The following is a 13,544-nucleotide window of genomic DNA, read 5'->3' as shown; positions in this document are numbered from 1 at the left end:
CACATAAGGAACTCCATGCGCATCGCCACCTTCAACATCAACGGCATCGGCGCTCGCCTGCCCGCCCTGCTGCAATGGCTGCAAGAAACCCAGCCCGACGCGGTCTGTCTGCAAGAGCTGAAAGCGCCGCAGGAAAAATTTCCCGAAGCGGCCCTTCAGGAAATCGGCTACGAGGCCATCTGGCACGGCCAGAAAAGCTGGAACGGCGTGGCCATTCTGGCGCGCGGCGTCAAGCCGATCGAAGTCGGACGCGGGCTGCCCGGCGATCCTGAAGACGAACAGAGCCGCTATATCGAAGCCGTGGTCAACGGCGTGCTCATTTGCGGCCTGTATCTGCCCAACGGCAACCCGGCGCCCGGCCCCAAGTTCGATTACAAGCTCAAATGGTTCGAGCGCCTGATCACGCACGCGGCCGGCCTGATGGAAGCGGGCACGCCTACCGTGATCGCCGGCGATTTCAATGTCATGCCCACCGACCTCGACGTGTACAAGCCCGAGCGCTGGGTCGATGACGCGCTGTTCCGCCCCGAAACGCGCGACGCCTTCCACCGCCTGGTGGCGCAAGGCTGGACCGATGCCCTGCGCACCGTGCACCCGGGCGAGAAAATCTACACGTTCTGGGATTACTTCCGCAACGCGTACGGGCGCGACGCCGGCATCCGCATCGACCATTTGCTCCTGAGCCCGGGCCTGGCGCCGTACCTGAAAAAGGCCGAAGTGGACCGCGACGTCCGCGGCCGCGAAAAGCCCAGCGACCACGCACCGGTATGGATAGAACTTGACCTCGACGGAGACCATTGATGGGCATACTCACAGACCAGCCGGATGACGACGTCGCCGACCTCTTTACCGAAACGCCAGTGCAGAAATGGCCACAGAAGATCTGGCTGGTGCGCCACGGCCAGAGCGCCGGCAACGTCGCGCGCGATGCGGCCGAAGCGGCGCAGTTGCATCTGATCGACATCGCCGACCGCGACATGGACGTGCCGCTGTCCGAGCTGGGCGAGCGCCAGGCCGAGGCCATGAGCCACTGGTTCCGGGCACTGGGCCCGGACGGCCAGCCCACCGTGGTGCTGTACTCGCCCTACGTGCGCGCCCGCGCCACCGCCGCTGCGGTCATCGACAAGGTGGGCCGCGACAACCTGGTAGCGTCGGTGGTGGACGAACGCTTGCGCGAAAAGGAGTTCGGCATCCTCGACCGGCTCACGCCGCTGGGCATCCACGACAAGTATCCGGAACTGGCCGAGCAGCGCCAGCACGTGGGCAAATTCTATTTCCGTCCGCCCGGCGGCGAGAGCTGGTGCGACGTCATCCTGCGCCTGCGCAGCGCGCTCGACACCATCATCCGCGAGTACCGCGGCGAACGGGTGCTGATCGTGGGCCACCAGGTGATCGTCAACTGCTTCCGCTACCTGCTCGAGCGCATGGATGAAGAAACCATCCTGGCAATCGACCGCGAGGCCGATGTGCCCAACTGCGGCATTACCGAATATCGCTACGATCCCGCCCTGGGCAAGCACGGCAAGCTGGTGCTGGTGCAGGCCAATTTCGTCGCGCCGCTTGAAGACACCGGCACGCCCGTCACCGACCAGCCGGACATGCCGGCTGCGCCCAAGTCATGAACGTCCCGGCCGGGAATTCCGGCGCCGGTAGCCATGCCGACACGGATAGCGAAGCGGTGCACGACATCACGGCCAGCACGCTGCGCGACTGGCCGCTACCCATGCCGGGCGCGCACGCCGACAAGGAAGTGCGCGGCCACGTGCTGATCGTGGCCGGTTCGCGCGAAATGCCGGGCGCGCTGCTGCTGGCCGCCACCGCCGCCCTGCGCGCGGGCGCCGGCAAGCTGACCATCGCCACCGCTGCCAGCGTGACGGCGGCGCTGGGCGTGGCGCTGCCGGAAGCGCGGGTGATCGGGCTGGAGGAAACACCGGAGGGCGGACTGCGTGCACGATCGCCCTCCGATACAGCCGATGCAGCAACAGTGGTGCCGACGCTGAGGCAAGCGTGCGAACGCGCCAGCGCCATCCTGATCGGTCCCGGCATGCAGGACAAGCAGGCCTGCGCCGCGCTGGTGGCAGCGCTGCTGCCCTGCTGCGGCAAGGCTCCGGTGATTCTGGACGCCGGCGCCATGTGCGTAGCAGGCGGTGACAACTGCATGCGCTTCGACACGCCGGTGCTGCTCACGCCTCACGCGGGGGAGCTGGCCGGACTGACCGGGGAAGATAAACAGCACATCGCCGCCGATCCGCAGGCGGCATCGCGCGCAGCGGCGCAGCGGCTGAACGCGGTGGTAGCTCTCAAGGGCTCGACGACCATCATTACCGCACCCGATGGCGGCACGTGGGCCCACACCGGCGGCAATACCGGGCTGGCGATATCAGGATCGGGGGATGTACTGGCAGGATTGATCGCCGGCCTGGCCGCACGCGGCGCCACGCTGGAACAAGCGGCGGCCTGGGGCGTGGCCTTGCACGCGATGGCAGGAGAACAACTGTCGCTGCGCCACGGCCCGCTGGGCTACCTGGCCCGCGAGATCAGCGCCGAAGTGCCGGCGTTGTTGCGGGCGTTGTCGGCGCATTAGGCGACCGCCAAGCCCGCAGGGGAGGTATTACACCAGCTTGGCCGAATGCTCACGCGTGGCGTGGAACTGCAACTTCGGCCAGCGCTCCTGCGTCAGGCGCAGGTTGACGCCCGACGTGGCCAGGTAGGCCAGGTTGCCGGCGGCGTCGTAGGCGACGTTGTGGCCCAAGGCGTCTTCGAAGTCGGCCAGCGCCTTCTTGTCGTCGCTCGACACCCAGCGCGCGCTGCTGATGCTCGTGCCTTCGAACACGGCATCGACGCCGTATTCGTTGAGCAGGCGGCTTGCCACCACCTCGAACTGCAGCACGCCGACCGCGCCCAGTACCAGCTCGCCGCCCTGCACCGGCTTGAAGACCTGTACCGCGCCCTCCTCGCCCAACTGCTGCAAACCCTTGTGCAGCTGCTTGATCTTCAAAGGATTACGGATGCGCACAGAGCGGAAGAAGTCCGGCGCGAAGTACGGGATGCCGGTAAAGGTCAGCATTTCGCCTTCCGAGAAACTGTCGCCGATCTGCATATTGCCGTGGTTGGGCAGGCCGATGATGTCGCCGGCGTACGCCTCTTCCACCTGCTCCCGCGACGATGCCATGAAGGTCACCACCGACGAGACCTTGATCTCGCGGCCCAGGCGCAGGTGCTTGACCTTCATGCCGCGCTCGAAACGTCCCGAGCACACGCGCAGGAAGGCGATGCGGTCGCGGTGGGCCGGGTCCATATTGGCCTGGATCTTGAACACGAAACCGGTGAACGGCTGTTCTTTCGGATCGACTTCGCGCACAGTGGCGTTGCGCTCGCGCGGGGCCGGGGCCCAGTCCACCAGCGCCGACAGAATCTCGCGCACGCCGAAGTTGTTGATCGCGGAGCCGAAGAACACGGGCGTCTGCACGCCGGCCAGGAATTCTTCGAGGTCGAACGGGTGCGATGCGCCCTTCACCAGTTCCACTTCCATGCGCAGCTGGTCCATCTCGAGCGGGAACATCTCCTGCAGACGCGGATTGTCGATGCCTTCGATCAGTTCGAACGCGCCGTCGGCCTTTTCTTCACCGGCCTTGAACAGCATGATGGTGTCGTTGAGCAGGTGGTACACGCCGCGGAAATTCTTGCCCATGCCGATCGGCCAGGTCACGGGCGCGCACTGGATTTTCAGTACCGATTCCAGCTCGTCGAGCAGTTCCAGCGGATCGCGGGTTTCGCGGTCCATCTTGTTCATGAACGTGACGATCGGCGTATTGCGCATGCGGCACACGTCGAGCAGCTTGATGGTCTGCGCTTCCACACCCTTGGCTGCATCGATCACCATCAGCGCCGAGTCGACCGCCGTCAGTACGCGATAGGTATCTTCCGAGAAGTCCTGGTGGCCGGGCGTGTCGAGCAGGTTGACCACGTGGTCGCGGAACTCGAACTGCATCACCGACGACGCGACCGAAATGCCGCGCTGCTTCTCGATTTCCATCCAGTCGGACGTGGCGTGGCGGCCCGATTTACGGGCTTTCACGGTACCGGCCATCTGGATCGCGCCCGAGAACAGCAGCAGCTTTTCGGTCAGCGTGGTCTTACCCGCATCCGGGTGGGAGATGATGCCGAAGGTGCGGCGGCGCAGCACTTCGCGCGCGATCAGCGCCGGCGTCTTGGCGCTGGCGGCGCTGGCAGACGGGGCGCCGTCGTCGTTAATCTCGCTGTTATTCTCGGGCATTACGTTTTCGATATCGTTGGACATGTGTTCGCGATCTGGGGCGGGTTCTGCAAAACCCTCGATTTTACCGATACTTCGCCACCCCGTGTGAACTTTCCAGATCCGTCATTCTCCTTTCACCCTCCTCCAGCCCACTCTATGCGCTTCTGCCGACACCTCCTCCACCCCGCGATCGGTCTTTTTGGTGCCATCGGCCAGCGTGGTGATGATTTTTTGCTGGCCATCGGGCAGCCGCACCACGATATACCCCACCGCCGCCGAGGCGCTGGACAGCGTGACACCCGCCGGGTAGCTGCGCACCGAATGGCCGTTGCACACGTTAAGCTGGTACAGATTGCTCGAGCCGCCCACCGAGCATGAAGACGACGATGTCGGCATATTGGTCACCAGGTTGGCCACGCCGCTGATGATCTGCGGGTCGAGATTCATCCGTTCGCCGGCGTTGAGCGAAAAATCGAGGTACCAGCCGTCGCGCTGGGCCAGGTCCACCGCGTTGTCGGTGATTGAATAGATGGCGGAATTGGTGCCGTCATTGGACAAACTCAGGGACTGCCGCACCATGGTTGAGCCGCGCACGTTGACGGTGGCGCCACTGTCCTTGACTACGTACAGGCTCTGGAGATCGGTGTTCGACGTATCGGGAATATCGAGCAACCTCCCGGTGCCAAACAGGACCATGCGCATGCCCTGCAGCACGGTGCTGGTCACGCCGTTGCTGGTACTGGTGGCCGGCACGCCGCACAGCGTGACGTCGGGCCGGGTGGTGATCGGCTTCAGCGCGCCCGCGTCGCCCATCTTGAGCACCGCCACCGCGCCGCTGGTGGCAGTAAAATCGAAGCGCCACATCTGGCCCAGCAGGTCGCCACCGTACACATAGGTCGCGCGCGGATCGGTGGCCGGGTCGTTCGAGATTGCCGTAATGCGCGCCAGCCCTGATGGCGTGGTGGTGTCGCCCGAACCGGTGGGGACTTTTTTCAGCAGCTCGCCCGTGTACGCATCGAGCACGTACAGGTAGCCCTTACCGTCGCCGCCGGCCACGCCGTCGATGCCGGGCACGTTGTTGTAGCCGGACGTGAGGAACACCACCCAGCGGCCGTCGGCCAGCGTGCCGAATTGCGGATTACCGAAAGTGAGGCCGATGTCGGCGTCGCTGCGGGCACACACGCTGGCATCGGCGCAGAATTCCCACAGCTGCTTGGGCGCCGAATGCGTGTCGGTGATGTCGAGCGCATAGTAGCCGCGTCCACCGGCGTTCAGGCCCGCCACCAGGACCGTGCGCCACTGCTTGCCGGCGCCGATGGTCACCTTGATGTCCGCCACCTCGGGCGAGCCGTCGGTGGTGTATTGGTGGTTGGTGCCGTAGGTGCTGCTGGCCAGGCCCGGCAGCTTTTTCATGGTAATGCGCGGCACGTACGCCCACAGCTCGTTGCCGCTGGCGCCATCGAACGCGTGGACCATGCCGTCGTTGGCGGCGACGAACACCGCGCCGCGCCGGTACAGGGGGTTGCCGGGGTCCGTGCGGGCGTCCTTGAAGGCGTCGTAGCTGGTATCCGGGTAATCGGCCAGCGGCGCGCGCACATAGGCCGGCTTCGACGAGGCGATATCACCGAGCACGATCGGCAGCGGGCCGGTGGCGCCAACCGGCGTGGTGGGCGTGATGCCATAGGCGCGGTAGCGGATATCGTCGGCATACTGCTGCTGGCCGCGCAGCCAGTTGACCATATTGGTGCCGTCGTTGACGATGGCCTTGTCGGCAGTGGACAGCTGCGTGCATTGTGCCAGCACGCCGCACTTGTTACTGAACCAGCCGGCCATGGCGCCGCTCATGTTGGCAAAGGTGAACGGCACCGTGTCGCTGCCGGCCGCACCACCGGCATTCATCATGACGATGGTGCGCGCGTCGGTGGCGGCAGCCACCTGCCGGCCCAGCGTGCTGTGGCTGCTCCAGACCGGCGCCGTGTTGGCCGTGCCGTCGGTGATGTCGATCTTCTGGTCCAGCAGTTCGCCGAACCATTTGACGGTGGTGAAGGTGCTGGAAAAGATATCGTTGTCGGACTGGGTAACGTTGGGGGTGGACGTGGCGGCAGCGGCTGCCGCCCCGGTGCGGATCTGCATGTTCGACAGCGCTTCGCTCAAGCCATTGACCACGTCGCGCGGTTCCTGTGCGCTGAAGTATTTGCCATGGCCGTTGATGGCGGCGTGCCACAGGTCATCCACGCGCTCCTGCACCGTGTTGGCCGACACGCCGGTTTGCGGATCGGGCCACACGTACGGGCCGTTGTTATTCCACGGGCAGCCGGTAGCGGCGGCCGTGATCAGGTTGTAAAAATCGCCGCCGGTGCGGGGGGCCTTGTCGTAATTGGGCTCGTACGTCATCACGCCGTCCACGCCCAGGCCGAGGGTGTAGGTGTTCATGTGCAGGTGGGTGTTTTCGCCGGCGCCGGCCGGCACCGAGCCGGGCTTGGTCATGTCTTCGAGTTCCGGCCGCAGCGACGTGGTGCCGGTGCTCGAGCCGCCGTTATACCAGTGCAGCGCCACGTCCGAGATGGACGGCTGCGCCTGCACCCGCGCATCGACGCAGCCGCGCGCCTGGGTGCAGAAGCGCGACGGGTTTTCCACGTTGTCGTTGTTGCGGACGTTGGCGGTGCTGCTGCCGTTCCAGTAGCCGTCGGTAGTCAGTATCAAGAAATTCTGCTGGCACGGGTACTGCACCACCTCGGCCCCCTTGTCGTACGCATACGGCGACAGGTTGGCGAACATGCGGCCCACGTTGTCCATCGCGGTGCGGATCGGCGTTGCGCCAGACGACGTGGTGTTGTACAGCAGCGAATACCAGCTCTCTCGCGCGCTGCCGGTGAAGTCTGCCGGTTTCAGATCGATGGCGCCGCCCGCCCCCGCCGTTGATAATTTGACGTAGCCCACCTTGTAATTGCTGGTGATCGGCGAAAACGCGATGCCCAGCGACGTCTTCATCATTTGCAGCCGGCTCTTGTAGTACACATACCAGTTGGCGAAGTTGGTCATCTCCTCGGCATAGGTGCAACTGGCGCCGGCACAGTCGATACGGTCGGCCGCCTTGGGATAGGTACGGCCGCTGACGATGTTGACCCGCACGAACGGATTGGGCGCACCGAGTCCCCCCGAGATCGACGCGGTGCTGGTGGGTATGGCGTCGTTGACGGCCGGCGCGTAACCGCTGGTGGCGCCGCGCACCCAGCTCAAGCCGCCCTGGTTGTCGATGGTGAAATTGCTGATCGCCGCGTTGTTGGACGTGACGCCGTAGTTGATCAGGCAGACATTGGTGTTGGACAGGCCCGGGCACAGCGCATTGCCGCCGATATAGGCGCGGATATTGCCACTGGTGCCGATCTTGCCGGCAATGGCATTGGCGACGTAAGCCGGGTTGCGGTTGCGGCCCAGGTCCAGGTAGCTCGGGTTGGTAAACAGGCTGTTGCCGATCAGCGTGGTGGAGCCGAGCGACAGGTTGCGCACCACGGCGTTCTGGCTGTTCGAGGTATTCGAGCCGGAAAACGTGATCACCGAGCGCGCCGGCGTGGCGCTGGACACCTGCACCTGCGGGGCATCGACCGTCAATCCCCAGCCCTGGCGACTGAGGTCATTGACCACCACGCAGTTGGTCAGGCTCTTGGTGCTGCCCACGCAAATCAGGGGCACGACGGCCACGACATTCTCTGCGCCGATGGTGATGCCGAACAGGCTGCAAGCGGGCACGGTGGACTGGCCGGTCGGCGTTTTCACGCATGCATACATCTGCCGCAACGAGTTGTTGGGGGTGGCGATGATGGCTGCCGCCAGCGCGCTGGCCATGGTCTGCTGCTTGAACGCGGTGTTGGTGCCGGCGGGCGCGGTGACGGTGTTGGCGATCAGCTCGCTGGTGTTGCCCTGCGAGTCGGTCAGCGTCACGTCGCTGATGCCGAGCGACGTGGCCGTGGCCGACGCGCCGATCGAAATGGTGCCGTAGGCGGCCAGCGCCCCGGTCGGCTGCGAATAGGCCGGATAGATAAAATTGCCCACGCGCTTGCCCTGGCATTGTGTCAGTTGGCGGTCGCTGCACCAGCGCACCTTGACCGGCACCGGGTAGCCGGGCGGCGCGTTGGCGCCGATGGCGGTCGAGACGCAGCTGCGCAGGGTGTCGTCGGCGCAGTACTGGCCCACGCCGATGGTGTAGTAGTACGGGCCGGTGGTGGTGGCGTACGGCGTCTGGTACAGCAGGTCCGGGTAGGTATAGCTGGACGTGTTGGTCTGGCAGGTCAGCGTGTTGTTGATGATCACGCACCAGCGCAGGTCGGGAAAACCGGTTACCAGGTTGATATTGCTGTTGACGCTGTTGCCGGCCAGGTCGGCGCGACTGACGCCATAGCCGTCGCCGCTTACCGATGTCCAGTTGCTGGTATTGGCGGCGTTTTGCACCGGGTAGGCGCTGCCATCGGCGCGCACCGGCACGGCGTAGCGAATTTGCGGGTTGTAGTACTGCTTGTTGAAATCCGGGCTCATGAACGGCGGATGGCCGACCGCGCAGGCCATCACGCCAAAGGCGAGACTGAAGCTGCTGCGACAGATGTTGTCGTTGACGTAGTCGGGCGTATAGGTCTGGTCCATCGAACCGGAGTTGTCGAACAACAGCATCAGGTTGGGCTTGACCGTACCAGTGCCGGTGATATTGAGCAGCGGTACCTGGGCGATCTGGGTTTGCGCGGCCATCGCGGGCCAGGGCGCCAGCGCCAGCAGGAGCAAAAGTCGTAGCAGAAGTCGAAGCAAATGTCTCATGATCATGGTCCTTTCAGCACCACCGCCTGCGTTACCACGTTGCCGCCGCGCGGACCGTTGATGCGTGCCGTCACTACGTAGTGCAGCTGCGGCTGGGTGGCGTAGCGCGCGCTTCCCAGCGCCAGCGAACTGCCGAACGCTACCGGCGTCGGTGCGTCCGGCCGGGCCGACGTCTTGATGCAGTTGTTGCCGTTGTAGGGGCCGGGAAAGTCGCACATGCGGTGGATCACGTATTCGACCCGGTCGCCGGCAGCGTTGGCCGCCATGGTGACCGAGCCGGTCCAGAACGCCGGCGTGCTCACGGTCCAGGTGGACGTGAGCGTGGCAACGTAGCCGTGCGCCGCCTGGTTGCTGTCGAGATCAGCCTTGTTGGCGACCGTGCGCAGGTAGGCGAAGCCGGCGTGCAGGCCGGCGTCCGCTGCCTTGGCCAGCGCCGAATCGTAGGCCAGGTTGGCCGTGGTGAGCGCGCTCGACGTGCTGGACTTGATCAGGTAGATGCCGCTCACCATCATCACGGTGAGCATGATCAGCATGATCGGCAGTGCAATCCCTTGTTGGCGCTTGTTCATCATGGCCGCCACTGGGCATTGCGGATCGGAACGATGGTCTCGAACACGCGGTAGCGGTAGCACTTCCAGTCCACCGGGTCGCCGGCCACGGCCACGTTGACCTGGATCGGCGCCGCCGCCACGCTGGCAGGCGCCGCCTGCGCGAACACGGTGGGCAGCACGGTGGTGGCGGTACACGCGCCGTTGGCGCCGGGGCGCTCGGTGGTCTTGCTGCGCGCCACCACGGCCAGGCGCACCGCTCCCACCCGCTGGTAGTCGCCAGCGCCGCCGACCAGGCCGTCGCCATCGGCGTCGATCATGGTGGCGCTCCAGATGCCGATGCGCATGCCGCTGGCGGTGGTCTCCCCCCAACTGCTGTTGCCGGGCGTATTCGGGTTGTAATTCGGTACGGTACGGTTGTCGAAGCCGTACTGTGCCTTGAGCGAGACGATATTGTCGCTCACCGACGCGCCATCGGCCTCCGAGCCCGGCATGTCGGTGGCGCGCAGCAGCAGCACGCCGGCGCGCACCGACCAGGTGTGGAAGTGCAGCCGGTCCGCGCTGCCGAGGTTGTACAAATAGGCCAGGTTGACCTCGTACGGCAAACCCAGCCCTGCCTGGGGATTGAAGCGGAACTGGCCGCCGGTGGCCATCGTCAACCGGTTGGAAGACGCGCCGCTGCCGGCGCCCGACATTTGCATCAGCGTGCAGCGGGCGCCGGCGGCAGCCAGCGGTGCAACCACCAGCACATCGCCGACATTGAAATCGTAGGGATTGCGGCTGTCCACCGCAATCGAGCTTTCGCCCGGCGCGTAGTTGGCGGCGAGCTTGACCGAGCCGATGCCGGTCTGCGACGTGCCGCTGTAAAACGTCACCAGGTCGGGAGCCGCCCCGCGCGATTCGATCACCACTGGCGCGAGCGGCGTGATGTCGAGGCCGCCGCGCTGCGCGACCGCCATCCGAAAGCCACGGCTGTCCGAGAACTCGGTATTGCAGCCGGCCAGCATGGGGTCGTTCAGGCCCCAGCCGGCATCGGCGGCGTCGTTGCTGAGCGAATACAGCGCCAGCATGCCGTTCTGCATCGCATCCGATCCGCCGACCGCCGCATCCTTGGCCTTTTCGCCGCCGATCACCAGCCGCGTGGCAAAGGTAATCGCCAGCATGCCGATCACGATGCTGACCATGAGTTCGACGATGGAAAATCCGTGGCGGTGGCTGAGCATGGCTTCAGTTGGCAATGTAGGCGGTGACGACATGGCGATTCTGCTCGCCGGCAGCCTTGCGCTGCCAGCTGATGCCGATATTCACCTGCGACTGCTGGGTTTGATCCACCACCCGCACCGACAGTTTGGCGCCGGGAATCGCCCGCCGTGTTTCCTGCGCCCATGGCGCCAGAAAGCTGTTGGGCGTGGCGCCTTCGGCCAGGTTGTAGCTGGCCAGGTTGGCAATGTCGGTATTCATCGTACCCAGCAGCTTTTCAGCCGCCATGGTGGCTTCGGCACGCATGCTGGCGTCCGACAGCGCCGCGTAGGCGCGCGCCTGCAGGCCGATCATGCCGAGCAGGCCGATGCCGAGGATGACGATGGCGATCATCGCTTCCAGTAAAGCGATGCCCGATTGGCGCGCGGCCGGATGCGATGGCGACGGCGGCGCGCTGGCGTGCTTCGACATGGCTTTTATCGCTTTCCACGCGGCGCCTGGCTTCGCCGGCGAAGTGGCCAGTTCGGTAGCACGGCGACCTGGTGTTTTCATGGCGGACATCCCCGGCTATCCGTACTCGCCACGCTCGGGTTGCACTTGGTGGGCATCCCAGCGAGGGTAACGACCAGCGCCACTGGCGGCACGTCGGCGGCATAGGCGCTGGCCGGAGTCAAGCGCAGGCTCGACAGCCGGTTGCCCACCACCGGATCGACCCAGCCCAGCGCGTTGTAATACACCTGGCTGGCGCCATCGGGCCGGGTGCTGGGCACCAGCACTTCGTGCGGCGGCAGTGCGCTCGCCGCGCGGAACACCGACTTCCAGCCGCCCTGCCCCTGTGGATCGGCAGAAGAGGCGGCCGCCGTGGTGGACCAGGCGCCTTCGGCGTCGGTGCAGCGCGCGTCGGGTGTCGGGAAACAGATATCGACTTGCCAGTCCATCTGGCCGGTCGTCACATTCGGCGTGAGCGAGATGCGGCTGTGGCTGTTGTGAGCGATGGCCTGCCGCCGCGCCAGGCTGAAGCCGTCGGCGTAAAATTCGCTGGCGGCACGGGCGCGGTTGGCCAGCAGCCAGTGGCTGGCGTTCGGAATGCCGACCGCCAGCATGATGCCGATAATCGACACCGTCACCAGCAGCTCGATCATGGTCAAGCCGTGCTGGCTGGCGCTGACAGCGCTCAGTTGGAACACGTGCCGCCCTTGTGATCGACCCAGCACGAAGTACTGGTGCCCCAGCCGGCCGGGCTGCCGGTGGTGGCGCGGGTACCGTTCTGGTCCACCGTATAGACGAAGCCGGCAGTCTTGCCGGCGCCGGTAGCGGTAAGCTTGTAGCCGGAAGCGCTGGCGTCGGTCAGGGTGTAGGTGAAGTTGGCCGTATTGGCCGGGAAACCGGTCGCGGCGGCAAAGCCATCATAAGTGCGGTTGTTGGACCAGAACTGTTCGGCGGCCGGTTGGGCGCCACCGAGCGCGGAGAACGCTTCGCTCAGGCGGCTGCGGGTGACGTAGTCGGTGTACAACGGAATCGCGACCGCCAGCAAAATGCCAATAATGGCAACGCTGACCATCAGTTCGATCAGGGTGAAGCCGCGTGGCGAGCGTTGGTGCATGACTATCTCCGGGCAGTGGTTCCTGGAAACAGTGTAGTGCGGCAAGCTTGCATTTCCCTGAGGGAATGCTGACAAATTGCTGACAGCCAAGATATAAGTGGATAGAGTTGCACCTCACGTGGTTCAAAATTTGTGGATGGCGAGAATGGAGGCACTGTTGCGCAAACTGGCTTCGTACCTGACGTCAATTGGAGTGGTCAGCATGCTTGCCGCTACCCTGACCTACGTTTCCCTGGCAGTGCCTGGGCGCGTAAGCGCGGTTTGCGCCAACGTGGGCAAGCCAATCTATTGTCCAGTGCTTGCCTACGGGTTTCCGTTGCCATTCCTGGCAGATAGCCAGGGTATCTCGCCGGTTGGTTCAGTCGCCAGAGACCCGTTATCAGTATTGATCGGTGAGGATGATATTTTGTGGGGGCGGTTGGCAATCACCGCTTTGTTCTGGATGCTGGTGTCGATAGCCGCTCGACGGTTCTGGCTGCGCCGACGGCGTAATCTTGCCCCACGGTTCAAAGAATGAACTCTCAGTTCCATGAGTCAGCGTTACGTATCCGCCATCACTACACCTTGCCAGTGATCGTGGCGACACGATGCCCCAGCCTGGCGCTGACAGCGGCGATAAATTCGTCCGATAGCGGCGACCAGTTCCAGAATTGAAACGCCAGCACGACGAAACCGACGTCCGGGTGGATCCAGCGCGACAGCATAATGGCGCGGCCGCAACTGTCACAGATCATGGTGTCGCCCTTATGCTCGAACCACATTTCGCCGGCCTCCCATAAATTGTCGATGGGAGAGAGCGCTGTGCATTCGGGACAGGCGACCGGGCCAAACTCTCCCTGGTGATTGCACACTACCGACCGGCCGGTCAGTACCTTCAGGCCGTTGGTGGCCATCCGGGAGAACTCCGCATAATTTCCATTCAAGGCGGCATCTTCTTTCCCACCGCACGCCTGCATGAAGCGTGGTCCCGGCGGATAGCAGGCGCCCTCGCCCAGGCAGCCATCGCATAGCCGGTCTTCGATGATCTGCTCGGCGATAAGCCATGCCAGAACGTCGCTTGCCAACTCGCGTGCATGCTCGGCAGTTGTCACTTCAACGTCGATAATCGCTTGATTGTAGTCGCCCATGT

12 protein-coding genes are annotated in these 13,544 nt (G+C 64.6%); 4 read left to right on the top strand and 8 right to left on the bottom strand.

The window, feature by feature from the left end; all coding sequences use genetic code 11:
• Positions 1–15: 15 nt before the first annotated feature.
• From xth to F8197_RS02600, 3 genes are read left to right on the top strand one after another with little or no spacing between them, the layout of a single operon-like run.
• Positions 16–801: an exodeoxyribonuclease III gene (gene xth, locus F8197_RS02610; RefSeq protein WP_152879730.1), complete on the top strand. Its 786-nt coding sequence runs from the start codon at positions 16–18 to the stop codon at positions 799–801.
• Entirely contained in the window at positions 801–1,622 is an 822-nt protein-coding gene (locus F8197_RS02605; RefSeq protein ID WP_152879728.1) for a histidine phosphatase family protein, read from the top strand. The genes xth and F8197_RS02605 overlap by 1 nt, the downstream gene beginning before the upstream one ends.
• Entirely contained in the window at positions 1,619–2,584 is a 966-nt protein-coding gene (locus F8197_RS02600; RefSeq protein ID WP_152879726.1) for an NAD(P)H-hydrate dehydratase, read from the top strand. Before F8197_RS02605 ends, F8197_RS02600 begins: the two co-directional genes overlap by 4 nt.
• A gap of 27 nt (positions 2,585–2,611) precedes the next feature.
• On the opposite strand, the gene F8197_RS02595 is transcribed toward F8197_RS02600, so the two are convergent.
• The 7 genes from F8197_RS02595 to F8197_RS02565 form a co-directional block, all read right to left on the bottom strand.
• A complete protein-coding gene (locus F8197_RS02595) occupies positions 2,612–4,300 on the bottom strand; it encodes a peptide chain release factor 3 (RefSeq protein ID WP_056147758.1) in 1,689 nt (562 codons plus the stop codon).
• 81 nt (positions 4,301–4,381) lie between these two features.
• Positions 4,382–9,064 (bottom strand): pilus assembly protein, encoded by a 4,683-nt coding sequence (locus F8197_RS02590; protein WP_227012027.1) that lies wholly within the window; start codon positions 9,062–9,064, stop codon positions 4,382–4,384.
• A 2-nt stretch (positions 9,065–9,066) separates the two neighbouring features.
• On the bottom strand, positions 9,067–9,633 hold the full coding sequence (locus F8197_RS02585; RefSeq protein ID WP_227012026.1) for a pilus assembly PilX N-terminal domain-containing protein: 567 nt from the start codon (positions 9,631–9,633) through the stop codon (positions 9,067–9,069).
• The gene (locus F8197_RS02580) at positions 9,633–10,868 is read right to left on the bottom strand and encodes a PilW family protein (RefSeq protein ID WP_227012025.1); all 1,236 of its coding nucleotides are present in this window, start codon (positions 10,866–10,868) and stop codon (positions 9,633–9,635) included. Before F8197_RS02580 ends, F8197_RS02585 begins: the two co-directional genes overlap by 1 nt.
• Complete coding sequence (locus F8197_RS02575; RefSeq protein ID WP_227012024.1) at positions 10,840–11,364, bottom strand: prepilin-type N-terminal cleavage/methylation domain-containing protein; 525 nt, start codon at positions 11,362–11,364, stop codon at positions 10,840–10,842. The genes F8197_RS02580 and F8197_RS02575 overlap by 29 nt, the downstream gene beginning before the upstream one ends.
• Positions 11,361–11,999 (bottom strand): Tfp pilus assembly protein FimT/FimU, encoded by a 639-nt coding sequence (locus F8197_RS02570; protein WP_056147765.1) that lies wholly within the window; start codon positions 11,997–11,999, stop codon positions 11,361–11,363. The genes F8197_RS02575 and F8197_RS02570 overlap by 4 nt, the downstream gene beginning before the upstream one ends.
• Positions 11,987–12,415 (bottom strand): type IV pilin protein, encoded by a 429-nt coding sequence (locus tag F8197_RS02565; RefSeq protein WP_056147768.1) that lies wholly within the window; start codon positions 12,413–12,415, stop codon positions 11,987–11,989. Before F8197_RS02565 ends, F8197_RS02570 begins: the two co-directional genes overlap by 13 nt.
• Positions 12,416–12,560: 145 nt before the next feature.
• Here F8197_RS02565 and F8197_RS02560 point away from each other — a divergent pair, with 145 nt between their 5' ends.
• Positions 12,561–12,932, top strand: coding sequence for a hypothetical protein (locus F8197_RS02560; RefSeq protein ID WP_152879720.1), 372 nt, complete (start codon positions 12,561–12,563; stop codon positions 12,930–12,932).
• A 40-nt stretch (positions 12,933–12,972) separates the two neighbouring features.
• Here F8197_RS02560 and F8197_RS02555 read toward each other — a convergent pair whose 3' ends face one another.
• On the bottom strand, positions 12,973–13,542 hold the full coding sequence (locus tag F8197_RS02555; RefSeq protein WP_056147770.1) for a hypothetical protein: 570 nt from the start codon (positions 13,540–13,542) through the stop codon (positions 12,973–12,975).
• Positions 13,543–13,544 lie beyond the last annotated feature (2 nt).

Origin of the sequence: Duganella sp. FT27W (assembly GCF_009295655.1) — a bacterium.
Lineage (GTDB): Bacteria > Pseudomonadota > Gammaproteobacteria > Burkholderiales > Burkholderiaceae_D > Rugamonas > Rugamonas zoogloeoides.
This window is presented reverse-complemented; position numbering and strand designations above follow the sequence as displayed.

What these genes read in the sequence shown, in the direction of transcription:
- F8197_RS02590 (WP_227012027.1), bottom strand. Translation starts at nt 9,064, where the DNA reads ATGAGACATTTGCTTCGACTTCTGCTACGACTTTTGCTCCTGCTGGCG.
- F8197_RS02565 (WP_056147768.1), bottom strand. Translation starts at nt 12,415, where the DNA reads ATGCACCAACGCTCGCCACGCGGCTTCACCCTGATCGAACTGATGGTC.
- F8197_RS02600 (WP_152879726.1), top strand. Translation starts at nt 1,619, where the DNA reads ATGAACGTCCCGGCCGGGAATTCCGGCGCCGGTAGCCATGCCGACACG.
- F8197_RS02605 (WP_152879728.1), top strand. Translation starts at nt 801, where the DNA reads ATGGGCATACTCACAGACCAGCCGGATGACGACGTCGCCGACCTCTTT.
- xth (WP_152879730.1), top strand. Translation starts at nt 16, where the DNA reads ATGCGCATCGCCACCTTCAACATCAACGGCATCGGCGCTCGCCTGCCC.
- F8197_RS02595 (WP_056147758.1), bottom strand. Translation starts at nt 4,300, where the DNA reads ATGTCCAACGATATCGAAAACGTAATGCCCGAGAATAACAGCGAGATT.
- F8197_RS02580 (WP_227012025.1), bottom strand. Translation starts at nt 10,868, where the DNA reads ATGTCGTCACCGCCTACATTGCCAACTGAAGCCATGCTCAGCCACCGC.
- F8197_RS02555 (WP_056147770.1), bottom strand. Translation starts at nt 13,542, where the DNA reads ATGGGCGACTACAATCAAGCGATTATCGACGTTGAAGTGACAACTGCC.
- F8197_RS02585 (WP_227012026.1), bottom strand. Translation starts at nt 9,633, where the DNA reads ATGAACAAGCGCCAACAAGGGATTGCACTGCCGATCATGCTGATCATG.
- F8197_RS02560 (WP_152879720.1), top strand. Translation starts at nt 12,561, where the DNA reads ATGGAGGCACTGTTGCGCAAACTGGCTTCGTACCTGACGTCAATTGGA.
- F8197_RS02575 (WP_227012024.1), bottom strand. Translation starts at nt 11,364, where the DNA reads ATGAAAACACCAGGTCGCCGTGCTACCGAACTGGCCACTTCGCCGGCG.